Annotated in this window: 8 protein-coding genes; all 8 read right to left on the bottom strand. The window is 71.6% G+C overall.

What is annotated here, in order from left to right; all coding sequences use genetic code 11:
• Positions 1 to 170 precede the first annotated feature (170 nt).
• A complete protein-coding gene (locus tag VFZ20_RS16420) occupies positions 171 to 1,220 on the bottom strand; it encodes a TerC family protein (RefSeq protein WP_414682945.1) in 1,050 nt (349 codons plus the stop codon).
• 480 nt (positions 1,221 to 1,700) lie between these two features.
• Positions 1,701 to 2,222 carry a hypothetical protein gene (locus tag VFZ20_RS16415; RefSeq protein WP_329684992.1) on the bottom strand — a complete coding sequence of 174 codons (522 nt, stop codon included), beginning with the start codon at positions 2,220 to 2,222 and terminating at the stop codon, positions 1,701 to 1,703.
• A 3-nt stretch (positions 2,223 to 2,225) separates the two neighbouring features.
• Positions 2,226 to 3,218, bottom strand: coding sequence for a flotillin-like protein FloA (gene floA / locus VFZ20_RS16410; RefSeq protein WP_329684991.1), 993 nt, complete (start codon positions 3,216 to 3,218; stop codon positions 2,226 to 2,228).
• A gap of 135 nt (positions 3,219 to 3,353) precedes the next feature.
• Complete coding sequence (locus tag VFZ20_RS16405; protein WP_329684990.1) at positions 3,354 to 3,626, bottom strand: hypothetical protein; 273 nt, start codon at positions 3,624 to 3,626, stop codon at positions 3,354 to 3,356.
• Positions 3,623 to 4,228 (bottom strand): NfeD family protein, encoded by a 606-nt coding sequence (locus tag VFZ20_RS16400; RefSeq protein WP_329684989.1) that lies wholly within the window; start codon positions 4,226 to 4,228, stop codon positions 3,623 to 3,625. The genes VFZ20_RS16405 and VFZ20_RS16400 overlap by 4 nt, the downstream gene beginning before the upstream one ends.
• A gap of 91 nt (positions 4,229 to 4,319) precedes the next feature.
• Positions 4,320 to 4,901: a TIGR00730 family Rossman fold protein gene (locus VFZ20_RS16395; RefSeq protein WP_329684988.1), complete on the bottom strand. Its 582-nt coding sequence runs from the start codon at positions 4,899 to 4,901 to the stop codon at positions 4,320 to 4,322.
• Between the two features lie 274 nt (positions 4,902 to 5,175).
• Complete coding sequence (locus tag VFZ20_RS16390; protein WP_329684987.1) at positions 5,176 to 6,267, bottom strand: tetratricopeptide repeat protein; 1,092 nt, start codon at positions 6,265 to 6,267, stop codon at positions 5,176 to 5,178.
• Positions 6,268 to 6,270: 3 nt separating this feature from the next.
• Complete coding sequence (locus VFZ20_RS16385) at positions 6,271 to 6,822, bottom strand: hypothetical protein (protein ID WP_329684986.1); 552 nt, start codon at positions 6,820 to 6,822, stop codon at positions 6,271 to 6,273.
• Between the last annotated feature and the right edge of the window lie 123 nt (positions 6,823 to 6,945).

The raw sequence follows: 6,945 nt of genomic DNA, 5'->3' as shown, positions 1-6,945 counted from the left end.
TCTCCGCGAGAACGAGCGGGGAGAGGCCGGGAGAGGGGCGGGCTGCTGCCGGCGCGATCCGTCCGGAGGTCCAGGCGAAGTTTCTCCTTCCCCCACACACAAGAGAGCCGGCCCCGCGTCGCGAGGCCGGCTCTTCGTCCGTCATCTGCCCGTCATCCTCCGTCGGCCCGTCACGCGCTCTCGCGGTGGCGGTCGTCCTGCGGCAGGATGGGGCGCGCGGGGTCGTCGGACGGGTCCAGCGGGTCGTGGGTGACCTCGGGATGCTCCTCGACCTCCTTGGGGAACATCAGCGAGCCGATCACCGACGCGGCCAGCACGCCCGCCACGATCCCCAGCGACAGCGCGATGGGCACGTGGTAGTAGCCCGAGATCAGCATCTTCACGCCGATGAAGCCCAGCACCACCGACAGGCCCAGCTTGAGGTAGTGGAACTTGTCGATCACCCCCGCCAGCAGGAAGTACAGCGACCGCAGGCACAGGATGGCGAACACGTTGCTGGTGTACACCAGGAACGGGTCGCGCGTGACGGCAAAGATGGCCGGGATGCTGTCCACGGCAAAGATCAGGTCCGTGGTCTCCACCATCACCAGCACCACGAACAGGGGCGTGGCCGCCTTGCGCAGCTTGCCCCCGATGGTCTCCTTCACGAAGAAGTGCTGCCCGTGATAGGTGTTGGTCACGGGAAAGAAGCGGCGGATGAGCTTGAGCGCGGGGTTGCTCTCCGGCTCGATGTCCATCTCGTCCTGGGTGGCCATCTTGATGCCCGTGTACACCAGGAAGGCACCGAACAGGTAGATGATCCAGTGGAACCGGTCGATGAGGATGGCGCCCGCGGCGATCATCAGCCCGCGCATGACCAGCGCGCCCAGCACGCCCCAGAACAGCACGCGGTGCTGGTACTGCGGCGGGACCTTGAAGTACGCGAAGATCAGGACGAAGACGAAGATGTTGTCCACCGACAGCGCCAGCTCGATCACGTAGCCCGTGAGGAACTCCAGCGCGTCCTTGCTGCCGCCCACGTTGTGCACGGGGAGGTAGTCCATCCAGATGGCGCCGGCGAACAGCAGGGCCAGCGTGGCCGTGAAGGCGGCGAACAGGCCGGCTTCGCGGACGCGCACCACGTGCGCCTTTCGGTTCAGCACGCCCAGGTCGAACGCCAGGATCACCAGCACCAGGAGCGTGAATGCCGCGTACGGCAAAACGGTTGCGTTCAACTGCATTCCTTCCACGGGGCCGCGGCGGCGCGGCGGGTGTGCGCACGAAAAACGGGCGAAACCTTCGTCGGGGGAGGGCCGTTTGGCCGTCCCCTGCGACGAAGGTCTCGCCCTGACTGAAAGGAGCGCGAATGCGCTCCCCGTCCCGACCGGACCGTGCGGGGCAGTGCCCGCAGTCTTGACGATCCGGCCGCCGGCTGTCTCGCCGGTGGACTACTCCCCTTCCTCATTGCAAGTCGTAGAAGCTACTCAGCAAGTCTCCTGCCGTCAACGAGCATCGCCTTCGCCCCGCAACCCGCATCCATTCCTCGCGTTCCCATCCGGCTCCGGGAGGTGCGGAAAACTCGACCTCCGCTGGGGCCGGGGTACTCTGCGTCCTCTGCGGCTCTGCGTGAGAATGCCGTTGCCGTAAACGCCGGAGAGCCGCGAAAGGCTTGCGCCTTTCGCGGCTCTCTGCATTCTCCAGCCCTCCGCGCGACGAACGGCTCAGCGCCGCATGGACACGGGCGGGCCCAGGATCTCGGCCATGAGCACGGCGCGGCGGGCACCGGCGGGGTCGCGCAGGTCGTCCATCAGCCCGTGGATGGGCGCCTGGGCCTGCGCGTGGCCCTCCACGTAGCGCTGGTGAAAGCGCTGGTGCTCCTGCTCCCAGTCCACCTCCGTCTCCAGCGACGCGGCCGCCGGCGGCAGCGGGCGCGGGGCCACGGACATCCGCGGGACGGCCGCCTCCAGCGAAACGACCTCCGCGTGGGACAGGTCCAGGTCGTGGTCCGCCGCCGTCTCGTCCAGCAGGAGCTCCGACGTGCTCTCCTCGCGCCCCGACCGCGGGGGCAGCACGGCGGCGGGAACGGCCAAGCGCCGCACGTGCGACTCCGGCAGGCCCTCCGCCGTGGCGAACCAGTCCGGCGGCGGGACGATGACCTGGCTCTTTTGCTGCGCCTGCTTCGCCGCGTTCCGCGCGAGGGAGATGATGAACCACATCACGGCGACGAAGATGAGAAAGCCCATCGGTCAGGTCCCCGTGGAGCCGTTGCCCGTGGACGTGGAGGGGCCGGCCAGGGCGCGGCGCATCCCCGTGTCGCTCTGCATGTTCTGGTACCGCGCGTAGTCCATCACCCCCAGGTTGCCGCGCCGGAACGCCTCGCTGATGGCCAGGGGCACCTGCGCCTCGGCCTCCACCACGCGGGCGCGGGCGTCCTCCACCCGGGCGCGGTTCTCCTGCTCCTGCGCCACGGCCATGGCGCGGCGCTCCTCGGCGCGGGCCTGGGCAATGCGCTTGTCGGCCTCGGCCTGGTCCGTCTGCAGCTCGGCGCCGATGTTCTTGCCCACGTCCACGTCGGCGATGTCGATGGACAGGATCTCGAACGCCGTCCCCGCGTCCAGCCCCTTGCTCAGCACCGTCTTGGAGATGTTGTCGGGGTTCTCCAGCACGGCCTTGTGGCTCACGGCCGAGCCGATGGTGGAGACGATGCCCTCGCCCACGCGCGCCAGGATGGTCTCCTCGCCCGCGCCGCCGACCAGCCGGTTGATGTTGGCCCGCACCGTCACGCGGGCGATGGCGATGAGCTGGATGCCGTCCTTGGCCATGGCCGCCACGCGCGGCGTGCTGATGACCTTGGGGTTCACGCTGGTCTGCACGGCCTCGAGCACGTTGCGGCCGGCCAGGTCGATGGCCGTGGCGCTCTTGAAGTCCAGCGTGATCCCCGCCTTTTGCGCGGCGATCAGCGCCTGCACCACGCGCTCCACGTTGCCGCCGGCCAGGTAGTGCGCCTCCAGCTGGCTGGCGTCCAGGGGCAGGTCGGCCTTGTGCGCCGTGATGAGCGGGTGGACGATGCGCGCCGGGTTCACCCGCCGCAGCCGCATGGCGAACAGCTGCGTGAGGCCCACGTACACGCCCGACGACATCGACTGGATCCACAGCCCCAGGGGGATGAACTGCAGGAACAGCCCCAGGGCGAAGATGGCGCCGACGATGATGAGAAAGGCATACAGCATGGGATCCATGGGCCGTGTCCGGTCAGGGGAGGCGGTCCGCCCGCCGCGGGCGAACTCCGGGAGCGCCGCCGGGGGTCCCGGGCCGGCGCGGATGGATGTACGGGGTTGCGGCGAAAGAAGTTGCGAGTAGCTGCTGCTGGATTCTCAGCCGGGAAACAGCGCCGCGAAGTCGATGTGGCCCTCCGGCGTGCGCGCGCCCTCGCGGACGATCCCCAGGGGATCCAGCCCGTAGAGCTCCAGGGCCGTGGCCTGGTAGAAGTCCAGCGGCACGTGCTGCTCGCGGGCCAGCGCCAGCGCGTCTACGATGCGCGCCAGGTCGCCGCCGGCCGCCACGTGCGCCTCGGCCGCCTCCGGCTCCAGGACCACGCCCGCGTCCGCCGCGCGCCGGAGGATGAGATGGAGCTCCGCGTCCGTCATCCGTCCCGCGCCTCCTCCGCGCCCGCAGCCAGGGGGATGGCGCGGACCACGTGCCGGTAGCCCTCGGAGCGCTGCACGCGGACGGGTGAGCCGGCGGGCACCCATCCCGTCTCGCTGACGACGTCCAGCCGCTCGTCGCCGATCTGCGCCACGCCGCTGGGGCGCAGGTCCGTGAGCGCCACGCCGTCCAGCCCCTCCAGCTCCGTGCGGGGCAGCGCGGCCACGTATCCCTCCTCGCGGCTGAGCAGCCCGCCCAGCAGCGGGTGCCCCGCACGCAGCCGCGACGCCACGGCCCACGCGGCAATCCCCAGCAGCGTCAGGCTGCCCACGAGCATGGCCGTCGTGAGCGCCGCGTCCTCGGGCGCCGGCGAAAGGGCGAGGATGACGGCGCCGATGGTGGCCACGAGCCCCAGCACGCCCGTCCACCCGAACCCGGGGATGACGAACACCTCTACGGCCAGCAGCACGATGCCCGCGACCAGCATGAGCATGGGCGTCCACCCCACCATGCCCAGCACGGGCAGCGCGTGCGGCTGGGCGGCCAGCGCGGCGGGGACGAACGAGAGCGTCAGGACGGTGGAGAGGATGCGGATCAGGCGCATGGCTCCGGACGGGACGGGTGGACGTTCCTGCATCCAGTTTAACCGCTTGCGCCGCGGTGTCCAAGCGGGCCGTGTGCAGGCGCCGCGACGGTCAGCGCTCCGACGGCGCGATCCACTTCTCGGAGCTGGGCGGGACAAACGCGCGCATCTTGTCCAGCAGGGCGCCGGGATCGGTGTCTTCCAGCACCAGCTGCCGGTGCTGCGGGCGGACGAAGCGCTCGGCCACGGCGTGGTCGAACATGGCCAGCAGGGGCGCGTAGTAGCCGGCCACGTTCAGCAGCCCGCACGGCTTGGGATGGAACCCCAGCTGCGACCAGGTGATCACCTCGCAGAACTCCTCGAAGGTGCCGTAGCCGCCGGGCATGGCCACGAAGCCGTCGGAGAGGTCCGCCATCATGGCCTTGCGCTCGTGCATGGAGTGCACGACGTGCAGCTGCGTGACCTCCAGGTGGCCCACCTCGCGCCGCATGAGCGCCTCGGGGATCACGCCGATCACCTCGCCGCCGGCCTGCATGACGGTGTCGGCCACGATGCCCATCAGGCCCACGCCGCCGCCGCCGTACACCAGCCCGATGCCGTGGTCCGCCAGGGCGCGGCCCATGGCCCGGGCCGCGTCCGCGTAGTCCGGGCGCCCGCCCGGGTTGGAGCCGCAAAAGACACAGATCCGCTTCACAAACTTTCCGTTTTCGATAGGGTTTGGTGATGCGCGGGCGAGGGCGGATGATGCGGTGCCGCCGGTCGAGAGAAGTCGATGCCTGCGCCGAGGCCCGGCGGTCCGCGTGGGCGGACGCCGGATCAGTTGCAGCGAATCTATCCGCGCGGACGGGATCCTGTCACCTGCCCGCCGCTTCCGTCGCGAAACCGATACGGTCCCGCGCACCGAATCCGCCGTCCGGTGACCCGAATCGGCCGCCGCCTCTCTCCCCGTCCGTACCTCCGTACCACAGTCAATCTTCCAGCGCGCGGATCTGCGCCCGCACGGCCTGCACGCGCGGATCGTCCTCGCCGGCGGCGCGCTGCAGGAAGTCGATGGCACGCTGCAGCAGCACCAGCGCCTCCGCGCGCTCGCCCAGCTCCGCCAGCACGCGCCCCAGCCGGTGCAGGTCCCGCGCGACGCTGGGATGCGACGGGCCGTACGCCGCCTCGTCGATGGCCAGGGCCCGCGCCAGGTGCGGACGTGCCTCCGCCGGGCCGCGAAGGCCATACAGCGTCTCGCCCAGGTTGCCGTGGAGCGTGGCCGTCATGGGGTGTCCCGGGCCGAACACCTCCTCCGACAGCTCCATGGCGCGCAGAAAGTAGCCGCACGCCTCGTCCAGCCGTCCCGCCGTGCGCAGCAGCGTCCCCACGTTGTTCACGTGGACGACGACCTCCGGGTGCCGCGCCCCGTGCGCGGCCTCCAGGATGGCGAGCACGCGCCGCGCGTTGTCCAGCATGGGCCCGCGGTCGCCCAGGGCGGAGAGCGCGCCGTTGAGGTACGTCAGGGCCAGGGCCACGGACGGGTGCTCCGGCCCCCGCGCGGACTCCAGCAGGGCAACGGCGCGCTCCAGCTCGCGGCGGGCGGCGTCCGGCTGGCCGCGCGCCAGCAGCGTGCGACCGGCCAGCAGCAGGCACTGCCCCGCCGCGTCCAGTCCTTCGCCGGCCACCTCCGCGTACGCCGCGGCGGCCCGCGCGTGGGGCAGCAGCGCGTCCGCCGTGTCGGCGGCGTCGGGGCGCTCGGGCTCGCGGGGATACGCGGCGGCCACGGTGGCGGCGGCCGCCGCGGCCCACGCCGGCTTCTCGGGACCCAGCTCGATGCGGACGGCCTCCGCCACCTCCGCCCGCAGCAGGGCGGGGCCGGCGGCCTGCAGCAGCCCGGCGCGGGCCAGCTCCGCCTCCGCCGCGTCCAGCGCCGCGGGATCGGCGGCCGCGGCATCCAGCGGAGGCGAAAGCGCGTCGCCGGCGGCGGAAAGGACGGCGAGGGGGAGCGGCGCGTGGTCCAGGAACGCCATTAGGCGCAGCAGCGTGCCGGCGGCGGGCGACAGGTCGGTACGGGCGGACATGGGTCAGCGGGAGCGTTCGGCGGATCGGCGGACGGCGCGCAGGGCTTCGCGGCGGATGAGGCCGCTGAACGGGCGGATCACGCGCCAGTAGCGGGCGAAGGAGCGGCGCGCCGCCTCGTCCGTGCAGCGCACGCGCGTTTCGGTGGCCACGAGCGAGCCCTCCGCCGTGGGCAGGATGGTGAAGTTCCACGCGGCCACGGCCATCCCCGGCCGGTCGAACGCGCGGAATTCGCCCGGCTCCACGTGGGTGATGCCGCCGGCGGGCGTCCAGAAGCGTCCCGTGAGCCCCAGGACGATCTCGCGCGGCGGGTCTTCGGCGAGGAGGACGAAGCCGCTGCGCAGCAGGCCCTCCATGTTGCCGCCCAACGCCTTGCCCCTGGCGCGCCCGCTGAAGAGCGCGGGGAGGGAGCGCAGGGCGAACAGCGCGCGGACAACGGGCGATCCGCGCAGGTCCAGCGCGCGCACGGCGTCCCACGCGCGCTCGGGCGGCGCGGCCACGCGCACGGCGTGGCGCTCCGCGAACTGCGCCTGGGGCATGAACTCGTCGATCAGCATCTGCCGGCGTGAGGTTGAATCGGAAGCGGAGTCCGGTATCCGGTCTGGCGCTGCAAAGCGGCGCGTTCGTCGCGGGTCGAGGGCAGAAATCCAGCACGGTGGACGGCGTCTACAACGGGCGAG

Origin of the sequence: Longimicrobium sp., from assembly GCF_036280135.1 — a bacterium.
Taxonomy (GTDB): domain Bacteria; phylum Gemmatimonadota; class Gemmatimonadetes; order Longimicrobiales; family Longimicrobiaceae; genus Longimicrobium.
This window is presented reverse-complemented; position numbering and strand designations above follow the sequence as displayed.